Here is a 924-nt window from a genome sequence, read left to right as displayed (position 1 = left end):
TTCCCCTGCGGGCCGGTTTGTGATTCAAGATGTTGGCTGGGTCTGGGGGCCAGCATCTGATGAGCCGACCTCTTTCCAATGATCTGCGTGAACGTGTCGTTGCAGCTGTAAGTGGGGGCGAGAGCTGCCGGGCGGTTGCGACGCGATTTGGCGTGGCGGTGTCCTCGGTGGTGAAGTGGTCACAGCGCTATCGTGCAACTGGCTCAGTGGCGCCCGGCAAGATAGGCGGATACCGCAAGCCGGTGCTGGAACCGCATCGCGCCTTCATCAAGGAGCGGATCAGCCAAACGCCGCATCTGACGCTGCACGGGCTGAAGGATGAACTTGCTGCCCGTGGGGTCGAGGTCTCGCACAACGCGGTCTGGACGTTCCTGCGGCGCGAAGGCCTGCGGTTCAAAAAAAACGCTGTTCGCCCTTGAGCAGGCCCGCGCGGACGTCGCGCGCCGGCGCCGTCGCTGGCAGTCGTGGCAGGCGAGCCTCGATCCTCAGCGCCTGGTCTTCATCGATGAGACCTGGATCAAGACCAGCATGGCCCCGTTGCGCGGATGGGGGCCGAAGGGCGAACGGGTGCGAGGTTTTGCACCCCACGGCCATTGGCGGACGCTGACCTTTCTCGGCGCCTTGCGCTCTGACAGCCTCGTCGCTCCCTGCGTCTTCGACGGGCCGATCAACGGCGAATGCTTCCGAGCTTATGTCGAACAGCAGCTTGTTCCAGTTCTCAAGCCGGGCGACATCGTGATCATGGATAATCTCGGCAGCCACAAGTCGGCTGCTCTGCGTCGCATCATCCGAGGCGCCGGCGCCAGACTCTGGTATCTGCCGCCTTACTCACCCGACCTCAATCCGATCGAACAGACTTTCGCCAAGATCAAGCACTGGATGCGCATCGCGCAGAAGCGCACCCTCGAAGACATTTGGCGACAC

The 924-nt window shown here is 62.8% G+C and carries 1 protein-coding gene; it reads left to right on the top strand.

Going from position 1 to position 924, the window contains the following annotated elements; genetic code table 11:
- Nucleotides 1-59: 59 nt before the first annotated feature.
- Nucleotides 60-924, top strand: a protein-coding gene (locus ACZXDY_RS46085; protein ID WP_455999116.1) for an IS630 family transposase whose coding sequence is annotated in 2 segments (ribosomal slippage) — nucleotides 60-395 and nucleotides 397-924 — 864 coding nt annotated over the 2 segments. Because the reading frame shifts where the segments join, the coding sequence is not laid out codon by codon here. This gene is flagged as partial in the annotation.

The organism is Bradyrhizobium sp. LeoB3 (assembly GCF_055456055.1).
This window is presented reverse-complemented; position numbering and strand designations above follow the sequence as displayed.